Below are 17,445 nucleotides of genomic sequence, written 5' to 3'. Positions count from 1 at the left end.
CGTAGTACCAGGAACAATGTTGTCGTGTATTGCTGATCCAGTATGTCCCGGTATGTCAGATGTAATCAGATATAATTGAATGATCTGACTGCTTAGCATGCGGCCATACTCCAATGAATTATGATGGACAGTGATTATTTGCGATGGATGATATCTTTATCTCATATTCCAGGGTGGATACGGATTTCGTAGTTAAACTACGAGAAAGCCTTACACAGAGAGATTATCAAGTCTGGGTCGATCAAGACAGCATTCCTTATGCGGTTGAATGGCGTCCGGAAATCCAACAGGCAATTGATTCAGCCCAGGCCGTGATCTTTGTGATCAGCCCTGAATCGGCAGCATCCGCTGAATGTGAGAAAGAGATAAACTATGCGTTGTCAAACTATAAGCGATTGATTCCGATAGTTTACCGTCCTGTCGATCCCGCACAGGTACCACAACAGTTGAGAAAACTGAATTGGCTGCCATTCGATCAAGGTGAAGCCTATACCGATGGTCTGGAAAAACTGATTGAAACCATTGAGACAGACCATGATTGGGTGCGCCGCCATACACGCTTACACATACGCGCACGCGAGTGGGATATAAAGGAGCGGAATTCGAGTTATGTGCTTCGCGGCGATGATCTCATCTCGGCGGAGGAGTGGTTGAAACAATCCATTTTAGGCAAAGAGCCGGCCTCAACCGAACTGCAAAAAGAATATATTGAAGAGAGCCGGACGTTCGCGACGCGAATACGTCGAAGAACCATTGTAGTCGGCTCGATCGGGCTCTTCATTGTACTGTCTCTTGCAGTGCTCTTCCTCATACAACGTACAAAAACGGCAGATAATTTCGAACAAGCCCAAGTCAATCATCGCCGAACTGTTGCCCTTAACCTGGCATCGGAAGCGGAAAATCTGGTGAGTGCCAATCCTCAGTTAGCGATCCTTCTCGCGGCGGAGGGTATGCGTATTACCCAGCGGGCAGGCGAACAAACGGTACAGGAAGTGCGCAAGACTTTGGCAAAACTGCTAACGACTTACATGGCAAGGCCGATGGCCAAAGGACTGGCTGGTTCCTATTACTCATCATTTTCTGTCGACAGTGATTCAATCGTATTTGCAAGCAGCAACGGACTGCATTTTATCGAACTTGATGCATATGGACTATCCAAATCGTATCACTTGATTCCCTGGTCAAAAGGCAAGGTACAGCGTACCTATGGACCCGTAGGCAACTGGTTTATGGTGCAGGCTGAATCCGACGATGAAAACAAGCCAACTCAATATCTCGTGAACCTGGAGAGCAAAGAGGTAGTGGAGGTCGATGCTCAACCAGTAGCGCTCACGCTGGATGGGCGTTGGTTGATCGTAGTTGAAGGCAAATATACGGTCCGCCTCATGGATACACAAAACATCCGTACTGAATTGCCTCTATCAAAGATTGGTGAACACTGGGGCGATTTGGACGATATGGTGTTTACCGACGATGGAAACTGGTTGGCTATACTCGATCGCGATCTCACACCGAATCTGATCGATCTGCGCAACCTTGATGAAGGTGGAGCCGGTATGTCACAAAAGCTGGCAGGAAGTGCCGGTATACGCCTTTTGCGTTTCAGCGCGAACAGTCGATGGCTTGCCGCTGCCGATACTGATAACAGCCTGGCGGTAAGCGGCAGCAAGATTGACTTATGGCGCCTTGACAATAACGCATGGCGGATTGCCATCGATAAGAAAGACTTTCTACAGTCCAGGGCCATCTCCATGCTGGATGTCAGTACCCATGGGAATTGGCTTGCGGTTGTCGGATGGAAGGTTGGCGATAGCGGTGACAACGACAGGGGTGTGACACTGTGGCACTTGGGAGATGAGTCGTATCGGGCCTATTTGACACTGCCGGAAGAGGTGAATCATATTACATTCAGCAGTGACGATCGCTGGATCGCCGCGGCAAGCCGATACGATTCCAAGGTGCGCATCTGGGATTTGAACGACTATGCCGAATCGAAACGCGACAACAGGGAGCTGCGCATGATGCGTGAATTTGATGTCAAGGGACGCGGGGTATCTTCACTGGGGTTTTTCAAAAACAGAAATGCTCTCTTGGTGTTGGCGGCGGAACCGATGGTATGGGATTTCGACATGAGTAATCCGGCACAACAGCCCTTCACATTCTTTGGCAGGCAGATAGAGACTGAAGAGATCATTTTCGCACCAGACAAAGACTGGCTGGTTACACTGGATGAAGATGGTCCGCCTTGGTTATGGATGTTCGAGAAACCTGCTGCAGGCTCAGGAATTAACAATCGTTATGCGCAACTCAGCGATGTTGAGCTCCTGAGTCTGGCGAGGCAGGTTGCCGGGAGAAATCTTACCCGGGCCGAATGGAGTGAATATATCGCTAGTACAGGTGTTGATGAAGTTCATCAACAAACGTTTTCGGATTTTTGAAATGCCCTAGGACCTGATAACACTAATCCGATTACCTCACTTGTATTCTCTGTAGCCGACAAAATCAGTGACCAATGTTTATCGTCACCCAACAATGCAAATGAAATAATTAATCCAGCACGATCTGATGACGCCATGACCTCGTATTATTTGTCGGTACCTGCAAATTCGTTCCCAACACAATGCTGAGGATCGGCTAAAATTGATATAGAGTCCTTCATCGATTCAAAACGCTGTCATTTTTTTGTGGTATACCGTAAATAACCCTATGCGAAGTGGCCTTTCATCTGACTAGCCATTTGGAGGTAAGCCATGAGTGTTTCCAATACCGTCCGATCCTATTTGGAGGGACAAGCCATACCCTATGAGCTGATCGCCCATAAACATACCCAATCCAGTATGGAGAGTGCCGGCGCCGCCCATGTGGAGAGTGACCATCTAGCCAAGGCAGTCATCGTCAAGGAGGGGGATGAGTACATGATGGTGGTTGTGCCCTGCGATTACCATGTCCACCTGGGAAAACTGCATCGCTTGCTCGATAGAGAGGTAGGCCTTGCCACCGAGAATGAGTTGATACAGCTCTTTCCCGACTGCGAACGGGGCGCCATACCACCCCTCGGTACTGCGTACAAGCTGATCACTCTGGTTGACAGAACATTGTTGAATCAACCCGAGGTCTATTTCGAGTCGGGTGATCACGAACACTTGATCAAGGTTTCAGGTGAACAGTTCGCCCACCTGCTGGGTGATGCTGAACCGGTGGATATAAGTCGCCATCACTGAAACACAATCAGCGGCTCCGATGGGAGCCGCTCAATTGAATCTACCTGATCACCGATCGATAATTTGATATATCGAAATATCTTAGGTGTTTATTTAACAAAGCAGATCAGTTTTCATCTGTATAAACCACCAGTACAGGTGATGGTTTACAATTGAGCATCATTCCAGTAGGTTCACAGAAAGCGATGTGATAATGCACTCCTCAGACAATATCAGTAGCTTTTCGAATTCGAAGAGATAAAGGTGGAACTTATTCCGGATGCTTTGACTATCGTTGCAAGAAGATCCGTCGAACGGGGTGCGGGTGCAGGGGACCGAAAGCAGACATGGAAGGCCCGCAGCATTGGGTTATATTCGAGCAAGTCGTAAACATTAGTTCTGTAAACGTTGAATTATAATCCCATACACTATTCCTCGCTTAAGTAACTATACTATTTGCAGTGTTAACAGACCCTAATACCCGATAGCCGGGGAATCTGTCGCCTATGCGATAGATTGATATGGTAATGTTAACTGATTATCGCATGGTTACTACGGAACTCAGCTCGAAAACGTAATCAACCATGATGCAAATATGGTTAATGCCCGTGATTCTCTCTCGGGGTGTGATGAATAACTGTCACGGGGCTTGAAGAACAATTAAGCAGGACGCAGTAATAGTCATGCAACTCAAAACAATCATTGATCGACTGAAGTCCGCCCCAGACCGGGAGTGGGAGCAGTCGATTGTGCGCGTCGTGATGGCAATACTGATGCTAATCTATTGCTTCGCATTGCAACTCTTCACGCCACCGGATGACCTCTTTCATCAGCTTCGTTATATTGCTTCGCTATATTTCTTCGTCGCAATTTGTATTCTCATTGCGATTACCATCGATCCAAAGCGCTATCTTTTACGCCGTCAAATGACCATGCTGTTCGATGTGGGGATGATCACCTGGTCAATGTGGATAGGCGGAGAATATGCGGCAATGCTCTATGTCTTCTATCTCTGGATCAGTTTGGGCAATGGTTTTCGTTTTGGTACCACTGCACTCGTCCTGACCAGCGGGCTTAGTCTGATCGGATTCAGCATTGTGATAATGAACAATGAATTCTGGTTTCAGCACAAGCTTATGAGTACCGGCCTGTTAATCGGGCTTTTGATAACCACCCTGTATGTAACACTACTGTTGAGACGCCTGGAAAAAGAAAAGTTACGGGCTGAAGCCGCCAGCACGGCAAAGAGCCGTTTTCTGGCGAATATGAGTCATGAAATTCGTACTCCTCTGAACGGTGTTGTCGGGATGACCGATTTGTTGGCGAGCACGCCAATGGGAATCGAGCAACGGGAGATTATGCGCACAATTCAGGCATCAGCTGAGACATTGTTGAATCTGATAGAGGATATTCTTGATTTTTCGAAAATCGAAGCAGGTAAGGTGGAAGTGTTACTCAAAGATCACGACATCTTACGACTTATTCAGGATGTCCTGGCGATGATGCAGCCTAGCGCGGATGCAAAATCGATTAAGTTGAACAGTTGGATCGATATGGCCGTAACGCCTGTGGTTCGGACAGATCCGCAACTGGTGCGACAGATACTGATCAATCTTCTAAATAATGCTATCAAGTTTACCGAACAAGGGAGTGTAACACTGCGGCTCTCTCCAACCGCGGGAGAGCACCTTAAAGGAGAAGATTCCTGGCTGCTGTTTGAGGTGATCGATACCGGTATTGGTATTTCGGAATCCCAGCAACAGCGGATATTTGACCGTTTCTCTCAATGTGATGAGACAACAATTCATCAACAAACCGGCAGCGGACTTGGGACAACGATTACAAAACAGTTGGTTGAGCTGTTGGGAGGGGAAATCGGAGTTGAAAGCCGGCCTGGCGAAGGCAGTCGTTTCTGGTTCGTATTACCCGCGCTGCCAGGGAAGCTGTTAGATGATGAGATATGTCTCGATGAAGTCAAAGTGCTTCTGTTTACTGATTTGCTGTCAAATGAAAACCATGTACTCGATTATCTGCAGGAACGGCAGATGATAACAAAAGTGTGCACCAGTGTTGCCGATGGCTTTCTTGAGTTATTGAATGCGGAGAAAATGGACTCTCCGTTTGATATGGCAATTATTGACGAAAACTACACAGGTCTCGCTGTTGATGAGTTGATAAGCGCGATCAGGGCGGAAAAAAGTCTGGACAGACTTTCTATAGTCTGTGTAAGGGATGATATCAAGGCAGGTGATAGTGATGGATGTTCCGCCATCGTGTCACCTCCCGTCACTCATAAAAAGCTCCACCATGCATTCATGTATGTACTTCACAAGACACGACAAGGAGTAGATGCCGGGTCTATGGTGTTTAAGGGGTTACCTCCGAGAGAATCCACACACTCTTGTATATTGTTGGCGGAAGATAATCTGATCAACCAGAAGGTTGTAAAGAAAATATTGGAAATGCAGGGTCATACCGTTGATGTGGCTTCCAATGGAGAGGAGGCGATAGCGCTATTGGATACAAAACCCTATGATCTGGCGATAGTGGACCTGCAAATGCCAGATGTCGGTGGTATTGATGTCATAAAACACTACCGCACCATGCATGTGGATGAAGCGCAGATGCCATTCATGATTCTTACAGCGAATGCAACGACGGAAGCTGTTAAACAGTGTGATGAGATTGGTGTCAGCGCCTATTTGACTAAACCGGTCCGTTCATCTCACCTGCTTGAAATGGTGAATCGTGTATTGGGTATAGAAATGATGGACATTCCACCGGGTACATTGATGGATCAGCCTCTACGAGAGGCCAATTCGGTGAGGCATCTTCAGGTGCTCGATCACAAGACACTGATGGATTTGGAAAAACTGAGTAAAGACCCAAATTTTTTGCAGAGTATGGCTGATAGCTTTTTACGCGACAGTGATGCCCAGCTGATAAATATGCAAAAGTCATTGGAGGAGGGGGATCTTAATCAATATCGGGATAGTGCCCATGCCATCGCAGACAATGCCTCGGGTATGGGAGCCTTCTCTCTCAAGACGGTGTGCTCTGCCGTGTCAGGTATCGAACAGTCGGATTTACATAGCCGCGGAGTAAAGATGTTGGCAAAAATATCCTCGACCTATTCCGTAACCTGTCAGGCACTGAACCACTATCTTCAAAAGAGGCAACCTTAGCTATATACCGCAGCGACGTTGCAAAATCTAAATTCGGTCCTTTTTCAGCGCTGCGGCACGCTGAGAGAGATAATGGGAGTAGGCTTGTAAGGTGAGGTTGAAGGTCTTTTCTATTTCTTCCAATACTTCATAACCTCTATATTCGAATTCATATGCTCGTAACCTGGTCGCATTACGGTTCAGCTCATACAGGGCAAATGCGCCAAGTTGGCCGGCACTGTCCAGTAGTATTTGCGCTTGATCGAGAAATAGCCCAAATTGTTTCCTATCCACAGCTTGCCGCATGGTGCGTAGTATTACTGACCCTTCCGCCTCAAAAATTTTGATCAAGTCATTAATGAATGTGATGCCGCTATCCAGCCGTTCCAGACGTAAAAGTGTCATATGATCCAGCAGGCTGGCGTTTTGAAAATGCGTTAGATTGTTCTCTTCAGGTAATATGTGGTAGTGGTTGAGGTCGGTATCTATTGATTGATGCTGGGTGAGCAATGTAGAAATCATCTCCAGCAAATCGGTCGCAACCACAGGTTTGAAGAAGCAGGCCTGTACTCCGATTGAACGGCAGAGCCGTAACGTATCCGCATTGTTTTCATTACTCAAAAATACAAATGGCACCCACTGTTTATAGGGTGTGGTAAAGCGATGGAGTTTGAGTACTTGGGTGCCGCTCATAATTGAGAGGTTGATATTGACAATCGCAAGGTCAACGGATTCTTCTTCAAGCGCATCAAGTGCCTGATCGCCATCATCCACCATATGCACTTTATAGCCTGCCTGAATAAGTGCTTTACTGAGAGTGGTTCTTTCAGAAGACGCGGAATCTGCAAGCAGGATAATTCCCTGTTTTTGTTTGCTCTTTTTGTGTGCTCTGTGTTCTGAGAGGCAGATAATGTTGGTGGAATCCAGGTATTGCTGTTGCTCCCCGTGAAGCGCACTGAACAGTCGGGCTTTATTCAGGGGGCTTTCGAGGAGTGCGGCATAGCCCGCTTGGTATAACTGATGTGATTGCTGATGAAGAACAGAGGGAGCCTTGTAGCAGATCAGTCTTGTACCTGCCAGCCTGGGTTCATTTTGTATCAGTTGCGCCAGTGATATCGGGTCGAGATCCAGCCCCTGCTGATCAACTATCACAGTTGTGTAGGAAACGAATTTATTGAGCTGATAACGTGACAGCATGTGCCTGAACGCCTGAACACAATTCCTGCTGATTGTGTAGTCATAGCCCCAGTCGTTGAAGTGGTCGGTTATTGATGTCAGCCGATTATCGTTATTTGATATTATCAGGATACGCGGCCCTGATTTCTCCATGATAGGAGAGAAAAAACGTGTATTCTGTTGTGGTGCTTGCTCAGATTCCTGAGATTCGTTCTCCTGTGAATTGCGTTTTTCCGATGGGCTGGATTTGCGTATTGCCGCGATGAATAGTGGCAGCAGTATATTGAGGCTGGCAGTGAAAACCATCGCCAGTGATATGATGATGGCAGTCGGCGCATTCAGCTGAAAACCAGAAAAGCCGATCAGTGAATAGAGCACAATGGCAAAAGTTACGGGTATGGCGATTAATACATAACTCACACCCAGTGATCTCGTCATAAAGAGCAATAGTCCACTCAGTGGCAATGTCAAGTAGACGGGTAGTCCGGACAGTGTCATAACACCCAGGTATATTTGATCGAAAACGACCAGCGGACCATGTAAATGCAGCGGGAGATGATACGGTTTACGAATTGTGATGAGCTGGATCATCCGTATCATGGCGTAATAAGCAGCCAGGGTGACGGTTGCCAGTTGGTCTGCAGACGGTTCCAGCCAGAGAAACTGACTCACCATATAGCAGACCACAATGCTGCTAATGATAAAAGCCGTACCGTGGTATCGGCGTCCCGTGATGGATGGATCAGCCGGGGATGGCAGGCGGTTCTCCGCAGGTATGCTCACGCATCGGTCCTTCTGGGGGCGGCTTTTAATGCATGGTGAATCAATTCTACCTCCTGTAGTTCACTGAGAAAGGCTTCGGCACAGTCCGGATCGAAGTGTTTGCCTCGCTCCTCATTAATATACTCAATCGCCTTCTCCATAGGCCAGCTCTTTTTGTATGGCCTGTCGGTTACCAGGGCGTCAAACACATCGGCGATGGCCACGATACGAGCTTCCAGAGGAATGCTATCGCCCTTCAGGCCGTGTGGGTAGCCCTCACCATTGAATTTTTCGTGGTGATTGAGCGCAATAACTGCTCCAATCTGAATATATTTTGAGAGGCTGTCTTTAAGAATCTCATAGCCTACAAGCGTGTGGCGTTGCATGATTTTGTACTCTTCCAGGGTTAATCGCCCTGGTTTCAGAAGAATGGCGTCAGGTATGCCGATTTTGCCTATATCATGCATGGGTGCGGACTGGGCGATCAAATCACATCGTTCGTGAGATAGACCAAGGCGATGGGCAATCAGCTTTGAGTAGCGGGATATGCGCAGGATATGGTTCCCGGTGTCTTCATCCCGGTACTCCCCGGCCTTCGCCAGCCTCATCAAGGTCTCCTGCTCCCGGTCATGCAGCTCCTGAGTGGTTTTACGGATCTCCCGCTCCAACAACAACGCCCGGTCCTTTATCAGTTTTCGCTGCAGACTCATGGTGAGCATATTATGGCAACGGGCGCGGCACTCCGTATGATCAATGGGTTTGGTGATAAAGTCGTTGGCACCGGATTCCAGTGCAAGATAGCGAATCGATTGATCCTCCACACAGGTGACGATCATCACCGGAACATCATTGCAGCGAGGTATTCGCCTGATCCACTTGATAAATTCAATGCCATCCATCTGCGGCATTTTGTAATCCGTGATAACCAGATCGATTTCATGGGATTTTGCCCATTCGAGCGCCTGGGTGGGGTCGGCAAAGCAGGTTGAAGTGATATCCTTATCTATGGAACCAACCAATTCCTGTAAAATCATTCTGGTTATTGATTGATCATCAATGATAAGTACGTTTGACATAATGACAAGGTTTCGCCCGATTTTCGCTTTGGTCCCAGGATCATCGACACCACATCTGTGACCATCGGTAGAGGTTGCAGGCGGATTCGGCGCGATTCCCGGCCGCCACACCTAATGTTGGGTATTTCTGATGGTCACTTTCCTAGCTCATTAACGGCATCGATGTTCAATGCTTGACTCTTCCTTGATTTGTCGACATGCCAACCCCTATTGCCAATTGGACAGTATCAGGTATCCACTTCGGTTTCGGCACGCTTTCCATGCCGCTGTATATGCTCTATGGCAGCTGATCTAAGGTTGTGGGATGGCTGCATACGATATTCATTATGGTATATCTATGTGTGGGGTGAATTAACTTCCTGAAATGTTAAATGAATTTATCTCTTAATGCGAGTGTTTAAGTTTATAGATCCAACAGAATCTGCTGTAGCAGACTCTGTATGGACTCTGTTGTGAAGGGTTTGTCACAAATTGCTGAAACACCGGATTTCTGTACTGCCGCCAGTCGGTTTTCATTGGACTCACTGGTTACCATGAGGATAGGGAGGCCGGGTTGCCCGCTTTGATCACGGATATGATCGACCAATTCCTGACCATTCATTTCAGGCATGTTGTAATCCGAAATGACCAGGTCGTAATAATGTTGGTCGATCAGGCTGGCGGCTTCGGCGCCATTGCCTGCCTCGGTAATGCTCTCAATCTCCATAGCCTCCAGAATGCGGCGTATATGTTTGCGGGACATACCGCTGTCATCGACTATCAGAATTCGTAGGTTTTCGGTGTCGATGTCGTGCAGTTCCAGATCGGGCGTCTCTACATAGTCCAGGGTGGCCTGCATGGCCAGATAGAGGTCGTCGTGGGTGAAGGGCTTTGGCAGTATTGCCACGGCGCCGGCCTGGCGGATCGGATCCAGGTAGGAAAGGCTGGTTTCACTGGAGATCAACATAAATGCGGTTTGCATGAGTTCCTCATCGTCACGCATCTCAAATACAAGGTCGGTCCCGGTCATGTCCGGCAAATAGAGGCTGCTGATAACTACGTCCGGTTTACTTGTAGGCAGGGCCTGCAGCGTGTCGCTACCGTTGCTGAATAATTCGATATGGCTGATTCCCAGTGCTGCGAGTTGCTTGGCGATGAGTTTTCGCTGGGTCTGCGAGGGTTCCACCAGGATGACTGAGAGGTCTTTGATATTCATCTGCTTGTAATCAAATACTGGCTGATGCCTTTATTGTTGTGTCAAAGTCATCATAGCAAGCAAGCCGGTCCGATTGTAGCTGGAGCTATTTCAGGCGTACCCCAAGGGCACTTCCTTCTGGGCGCACCCCAAGGGCACTTCCTTTGTTGCCCAACCCAAAGGGCTGGGGCTATTTTTCCGCCCAGCGGCGTTATCATTCGTTCATTCTGCCTTGCCGGACGAAAAAATAGCCCAGCAGGGCTGATTGGATTAGTGTTAACAGGCCCTAGCCCGTAGAATTGGCCTCTCAGTGAATTGGAGCGTAGATATCGTGAGATTGAGTGTTGAACAATTTCGTGCCTGGGATCGGAAATGTGTGACCCTGCTGGGTATGTCCGGTGTGGGTAAGACCCGCCTGTCGAATCTACTGAGACGGAAGGAGTGGTTTCACTATTCGGGAGACTACCGCATCGGTACCCGCTATCTGGACGAACCCATTCTCGACAGCATCAAAGATCAGGCCATGAGTGTGCCTTTGCTGCGTGATCTGTTGCGCTCGGATTCTATATTCATCCGCAACAATATCACCTTCCATAACCTTAAACCGGTCTCCACCTTTCTCGGAATGCTGGGCAATCCGGAGTTGGGAGGGATGCCGCTGACCGAATTCAAGCGGCGTCAGAGTCTGCATCGCCAGGCCGAGATCGCCGCCATGTACGATGTGCCAAGCTTCATACGTAAATCGCGCATGATCTACGGCTATTCACATTTCATCAATGATGTGGGTGGCAGCCTGTGCGAACTGGATGAACCTGGTCTGCTGGAGTTTCTCGCCGAGTACTCGCTGATTCTCTACATCAAGGCTTCCGAGGAGGATGAAACGGCACTGATCGCACGCTCCGTGTCACATCCAAAACCACTCTATTATCGTGAGGCGTTTCTTGACGACCACCTGGCCGAATATATGCAAATCAATGAGTTGGAATATGTTTCGCTAATCGATCCGTTTGATTTCACGCGCTGGGTTTTTCCGCGCCTGTTTCGCGCCCGGATACCGCGTTATCAGGCAATCGCCCGTGATTACGGCTATACAGTGACGACTCAGGAGCTATCCATGGTCAACAGTGAATCCGATTTTCTGCAGCTGCTGGAAGAGGTCATCGACAGGGAATCCAGTACTCAGTCCGTAGCGCTTTGAATGGGGGATCGTCATGCCGTTGGTTGCACACACTGAACTGCCTACCTTCAATCGCCTGCGACAGGAGGGGCAGAACGTCCTCTCACCGGACAGGGCGACACATCAACATATACGCGAGCTGCATATCGGGCTGTTGAATATGATGCCCGACAGCGCGATTGAGGCGACTGAACGACAATTTTTCCGCTTGGTGGGAGAGGCCAATCCCATCGCGCAGTTCTTCGTCCACCCATTCACCCTTGATGAATTACCGCGTAGTGAAAAGGCCAGGACTCATATCGAGGCCTACTACGAGACCTTCGGCCAGATCAAACAGGATGGCCTGGATGCGCTGATCATCACCGGCGCCAATGTCACACACCCGGATCTGGCCCAGGAGGCATTCTGGCAGCCCTTGACCGAAGTGGTCGACTGGGCCTATGACAATGTAACCTCCGTACTCTGCTCCTGTCTGGCGACCCATGCTGTTGTTCAATCACATCATGGTCAGAAACGTACCCATATGGGGGATAAGCTATGGGGTGTCTACAGCCACCGGGTCATGGATCCGAAACATCCTCTGGTGAATGATGTCAATACCCGCTTCGATGTGCCGCACTCCCGTTTCAACCAGATTACCCGGGAGCAATTCCAACGGGCTGGACTCAAGGTCCTGGTGGAGAGTGAAGAGGGGGGGGTCCATCTGGCTGTCAGTCAGGATGGCCTGAGGGTTGTCTACTTTCAGGGGCATCCTGAATATGACACCATCAGTCTTCTCAAGGAGTACAAAAGAGAGGTTACCCTCTATTTCAACCGCATGCGCGAAGATTATCCACCCTTTCCGGACAACTATTTCACCCTGCGTAATCAGGCGATTTTCAACGAGTATCGTGAACATCTCGAACAGGCCATGTCGAAACAGCAACCCATGCCGGCCTTTCCGGAGGCGTTGGTCACCGATACGCTGGATAATACCTGGCATGATACGGCTGAAGCGGTTATCGGAAACTGGATAGGTTTGGTCTATCAAATTACCCACCGTGACCGCAATATCCCCTTTATGGAAGGCGTGGATCCCAATGATCCGCTCGGTTTGACACAGGGTTAACCGGACCTAGACAAAAAGCCCGGTATAGGCTGATTCGTAATCGGTCCCAGTCTGGAAATTCACCAGATTGGGGAACAGTGACCGCATCAGGAAATCATCCACACCGAACCATTGGGCAATGGCGGCATTCACCTGATCCTGAGCGGTAGTGGGAATGTAGCGCCCCTTTTCACCGTAATCATCGCTACCGCCGAGTCGCAGGTCAGGAGGGGTGCCGAACAGCTTTCCACCATCCAGACTGCCTGGCGAATGATCACCAAGACCGCCCATTACCAGCTGGTTCGATGCCCAGGCATGATCGGTGCCATCGCCGTTATTTGTCAGGGTCCGGCCGAAATCGGACATCGTGAATGTAGTGACCTGCTGTGAATAACCAAGCTCCTCCATCGCCATCTGAAATTTCCACAGGGCAAGGCTCAGCTCCCGCAAAAGCAGGGGGTGGTGTTCTGCCTGGCCGGCATGTGTGTCAAATCCACCCAATCGGACAAGGAAAATCTGCCTGTTGTATCCTGGTCCCAGGATGCCCGAGGCACCCATATGGATCATCTTTGTCACTGAGGCAAGCTGCCTGATCAGTTCTCCGCTGATATTTTTGGTAAAGCCCAGTTGTTGATTGGTGGGAATGGAAAACAGCTCCCGGCCATAAGAATCGGGGGTTGCAAAGTCCATGTGAATCGCCTGCCAACTGCTGCTTAAAAAGTCAAATGTAGAGAGTGATTTCAATAACAGGCGATTGTAGAGGCTTTTGAAATAGTCCCCCGTACTCGCCGTATTCGCAGTGTTGAAATCGAGTCGGCTGGTGTTGCCTTGCACACCGGCAAGCGCCTTGAAAAGTGCACGACGATCATCCCGGTAACGATTGACTCCTGTTCTCAGGTGGCCAATGTTGGGTGGGTTGTTGGCCTTCAATACCAGGGGGGAGCTGTTTCGACCGACCATCATGCGATCATTGTTGAAATAGGACAGGTTGAGACCCACCGGATTTCCGGCGTTGATGTCATTCCAGGCATCCGCGATTCGCCCTGCCCAGCCAATATGTCCAAGATCATCGGCCCGCCCGGTTTGCAGCTCTCTTTGCTGGTGGTCGTGTGCAAAAAGGAATTTTGGCAGTTCAGCGCCACCCGCGATAATATCTGCACGGCTCACGGGTTCGACCAGGGTGCCGGTATTTGCCACGATACTGACCCGATTATCGACAATCAATTGGGCCAGTTCCGGCATTACACCACTCACAGCGAGATCGATGCCCTTACCGGTCAGTGGATAGAGGCCTCGTGTATAAGCAGAGCTTTGAGTTTGGTTCACATTGTAGGGATTGGCACTGTCCGATCCTAGATTGCCCCGGTTCAGATCTGTGTTGCCGGTGGTCACTGAGCTGAGGTCAAGGTCTCTGTCAGCGACTGCCAGATCTCTTCGAGCGGAGGCATATTCCATATAGCCTTTTCCCGGCGCGCCGCCATAGGGAATCAACATATTGAATGTGTCATTACCGCCATAGAGAAAGATGCAGACCAGTGCCTTGTAGTCTGAAAAGTCCGGTGCAGCGGCCAGGCATGGGCTGGTATATGACAGTTGGCCGAGGGGAGCTAACAGACCGAGACCTCCCATAACCGTTGCTTGTTTTAGAAAATCCCTTCGATGCATCACCATAGCCTGATCGCTTCCTTGGATTACCGGGTTATTTTTGAATCATGTAGCTGCTGGAGGTGGCTATCATTGTGATTGCATCACGAATCACAGAGCGCGCCTCCATGAATGGTCTACTGTGGTTGGTGCCAGCACTTGCCACGAGATAATGCTTGAGTGCGGATCTGAACTCAGGGGACATTTGTCCACCCAGCAACAATAGATCGAGGTGGTCGAGCAGGGCGTCAATGGCATTCGCCTTGGGTGTGTCACCCTCTATATCCGTAGATGTGTCATTGATCGATGCAAAGTCCCTGTCATTGTCCCCCTCGAGAGCTTGTTCAAAGAGAGATATTTCGGTATCGAAACTGGTTAATAATATCTTTTCTGAATGGCTGTTGAATGAAGCGCCGAATGCCGCCAGGGTTTCACCCGTAAAGTGGATGATATGATTTTTTTCGAAACTGTTGAGCAGACTGAAAACCAGGTTGTTGTATTCGATCAGCATTTGATCTGTCTGTATCTGCAGCTCCGGCGCCACCAGATTATGCACAATAAAGCGGTTGTCTCTCGGGATGTGGCCGGGGCTGTAAAAGTTGAACACGGATGGGGAACGCAGTGGCCCTTGTCCTAATATAGTCTGGGGTGCCCTGAACCAATAGACACCGTTCATTGTCACGCCGCTTTGGCTGCTCCACCCGTTTAACGGCGAGGTATGGACAGCTCGAAGCAGTTGGGTTATCGCCAGCAGGGGCTCCTTTGCCTTGCCAAAGGATGGATCGATCAAGTAACGATCATCCCGTGCTTCAGGGTCTAGAAGGATGGCGCGCACTACCGCCTTAAGGTCACCTTTTACGCCATTACCGTTATTCTCGAAAACCTGTGCCACTCGGGCCAGGTAGGCTGGGGATGGATTGGATGTGACAAGCCGCTGGATGAGGTGTCTGCTGACATAGGGGGCAACATTCGGGTGGCTGAACAGAACATCCAAAGCACTATCGAGTCCACTCTGATCATTCCCCGAATTGAGGGAGAATGTCTGTCCCAGTACAGTGACATAGCCGTCTCCGCCAGTGGCTGACTCGTTTTCATGTTGCTCGGCATGAAACACCATCTGGTGCGTGTAGTCGCCATCTCTACTGCTCACTCTGCCAAACCTGCTGTTACTTGCCAGATCCCAGCCTGTCATTACCTTGGCTAATTCTTCAATATCGTATTGGGTGTATGTGGCTGCCAGGTTGTGACCGGGATCCGGATAACTGCTACTGTCACCGTCCCGATTGGGACTGCCGTCCAGGTTCAATTCATAAAGTCCGATAGAGAATAACTGGATGACTTCACGGGCGAAGTTTTCATCGGGTCGCGAACCTGTCGCGGGGTTGCTCTTGCTGTTACCCTGGTGCGATAGGTAGACACCCATGGCCGGACTTCGGGCAATTTCTCCCAGCAATGTCCTGTAGTTACCGAATGCATGCTCCGCCAACAGATCATAGTAGGCGGCCAAGGCTTCACCGCGGGATTTCAGGACCGGTACACTGTCGGAGGTAACCAGCAACTGACTCAGTGCATAAGCAACGCGTTGACGCAGTTGATCTGAGCCGGTCTCGTTACCCGGGATCGAAGGTGAACCCAGGGTATTCTCCCACCATGCGGCCATTTGATAATCCAAGGCTGATCGGTCGCCGGTCGATTCATTGAAAATACCGGTGGCGAGCCAATTGTTGGTGGGTTCCGCCTGTAGTGCGATTTCGCGGGTACGTTGCAGATGGCTCAGCCAGCCATCGCCAGAATTGGTATATGCCGATCGCATGGAGAGCTGATGATCAATCCAACCCGCCACTCCCAGCTGCTTGACGCTTTCGATTTCATTCAGTGTCGGGCCGAAAGTGGCTTGTACCAATAGGCGATGGGCCATGCTGTCTGTGACAGGCCACCTTTCCACGACAGTGATGACGAATCGGTTTTCAATACTCACTTCATCGTCATTGACAGTGATCGTTACAGGGTATGAATTTCCCAGGTCGGCCCAAGAGGGCTGCCCGGACAAGATATGTGTATCGGTTGAGAAATGTAACCAATGAGGAAGATGGGAGACCGAATAGCTCAACTCATCGCCGTCAGGATCCACAGCTTCAACGGATAACTCGTAGCGTGTGTCGATGGGCAGATGGATATCGTTACCTTGGCGGGTGAAACCGGGCGGTTGGTTTACGTGTGTGATGGTGATAGAGACATCTGCGCTGGCGGAAAGGGCATCCCCGTCACTGATGATATAGCTGAAACTGTCAGCGGTTGTATTCGAACCGTCGTGCCGATAGGTGACAGTGCCATCAGGTTCCAATGCCACTTCACCGTTCCCGGGAGTACCCAGGGTTTCGATGCTGAGTGGGTCATTCTCTGCGTCAGAATCGTTGACCAGCAGATCGAGGGAAACAGCACCGCCTGTTGGCACCGCGGCCTGATCATCGACCGCAACCGGTGGTTGGTTGGTAGTTGGGGCTGTTGTATTGTCATCGGTGGAATAGGGAGGAACTAAAATCGTTACCTGTACCTGGGCAGGTGCGGAATAGGCAGCGCCATCATAGGTAAGATAGGTGAAACTGTCTGATCCGGCTGTTGAGCCGTCATGCTGGTAAACGATCAGACCGCCATCTTGGATGATTAAAGTACCATGAGAAGGTGGTTTGCCGGCGACTACGACAAGTGGATCATGATCCTTGTCCCGGTCGTTCTGCAATACATCGATAGTTGTGCTTCTGCCCTGATTGAGGATGGTGCTGTCGTCAGCTGCCACCGGTGCGCTATTTTTATCTAGACATCCTGTCAGAATGAGGATTAACAGAATAGTCAGTAACAGTTTGACAGATTTCGACACTTCCATTTCTCTCTGCTTGGTAGAATATGCAGCGGTTGCAATGGCAACCGGGAATCGTGTACTTGATTGTTCGTTAGCGCCAAGAATAGGAGGTTGTGACCAGGGAA

General features: G+C 49.6%; 10 protein-coding genes. 5 read left to right on the top strand and 5 right to left on the bottom strand.

Features of this window, described 5'->3' with window-relative positions; all coding sequences use genetic code 11:
* The first annotated feature begins 143 nt into the window (after positions 1-143).
* From AB8516_RS05885 to AB8516_RS05875, 3 genes are all read left to right on the top strand, one after another.
* Complete coding sequence (locus AB8516_RS05885; RefSeq protein ID WP_369158963.1) at positions 144-2,438, top strand: toll/interleukin-1 receptor domain-containing protein; 2,295 nt, start codon at positions 144-146, stop codon at positions 2,436-2,438.
* Positions 2,439-2,750: 312 nt separating this feature from the next.
* A complete protein-coding gene (locus tag AB8516_RS05880; protein WP_369158961.1) occupies positions 2,751-3,221 on the top strand; it encodes an aminoacyl-tRNA deacylase in 471 nt (156 codons plus the stop codon).
* A 662-nt stretch (positions 3,222-3,883) separates the two neighbouring features.
* Positions 3,884-6,385: an ATP-binding protein gene (locus AB8516_RS05875; protein ID WP_369158959.1), complete on the top strand. Its 2,502-nt coding sequence runs from the start codon at positions 3,884-3,886 to the stop codon at positions 6,383-6,385.
* A 27-nt stretch (positions 6,386-6,412) separates the two neighbouring features.
* Here AB8516_RS05875 and AB8516_RS05870 read toward each other — a convergent pair whose 3' ends face one another.
* From AB8516_RS05870 to AB8516_RS05860, 3 genes are all read right to left on the bottom strand, one after another.
* Positions 6,413-8,323, bottom strand: a complete 1,911-nt coding sequence (locus tag AB8516_RS05870; protein WP_369158957.1) for a response regulator — start codon at positions 8,321-8,323, stop codon at positions 6,413-6,415.
* Entirely contained in the window at positions 8,320-9,378 is a 1,059-nt protein-coding gene (locus AB8516_RS05865; RefSeq protein WP_369158955.1) for an HD domain-containing phosphohydrolase, read from the bottom strand. Before AB8516_RS05865 ends, AB8516_RS05870 begins: the two co-directional genes overlap by 4 nt.
* A 403-nt stretch (positions 9,379-9,781) precedes the next feature.
* Positions 9,782-10,573 carry a response regulator gene (locus AB8516_RS05860; protein ID WP_369158953.1) on the bottom strand — a complete coding sequence of 264 codons (792 nt, stop codon included), beginning with the start codon at positions 10,571-10,573 and terminating at the stop codon, positions 9,782-9,784.
* Between the two features lie 310 nt (positions 10,574-10,883).
* Here AB8516_RS05860 and AB8516_RS05855 point away from each other — a divergent pair, with 310 nt between their 5' ends.
* Entirely contained in the window at positions 10,884-11,750 is an 867-nt protein-coding gene (locus AB8516_RS05855) for an ATPase (RefSeq protein ID WP_108295425.1), read from the top strand.
* 13 nt (positions 11,751-11,763) lie between these two features.
* A complete protein-coding gene (locus AB8516_RS05850) occupies positions 11,764-12,837 on the top strand; it encodes a homoserine O-succinyltransferase (protein ID WP_369158950.1) in 1,074 nt (357 codons plus the stop codon).
* A 6-nt stretch (positions 12,838-12,843) separates the two neighbouring features.
* Here AB8516_RS05850 and AB8516_RS05845 read toward each other — a convergent pair whose 3' ends face one another.
* Together AB8516_RS05845 and AB8516_RS05840 are read right to left on the bottom strand one after the other, a co-directional pair.
* Positions 12,844-14,487, bottom strand: a complete 1,644-nt coding sequence (locus AB8516_RS05845; RefSeq protein ID WP_369158948.1) for a DUF1501 domain-containing protein — start codon at positions 14,485-14,487, stop codon at positions 12,844-12,846.
* 28 nt (positions 14,488-14,515) lie between these two features.
* Entirely contained in the window at positions 14,516-17,344 is a 2,829-nt protein-coding gene (locus AB8516_RS05840) for a DUF1800 family protein (protein ID WP_369158946.1), read from the bottom strand.
* Positions 17,345-17,445 lie beyond the last annotated feature (101 nt).

It is taken from the genome of Candidatus Thiodiazotropha sp. LNASS1 (genome assembly GCF_964212655.1).
Classification (GTDB): Bacteria; Pseudomonadota; Gammaproteobacteria; order Chromatiales; family Chromatiaceae; genus Thiodiazotropha.
This window is presented reverse-complemented; position numbering and strand designations above follow the sequence as displayed.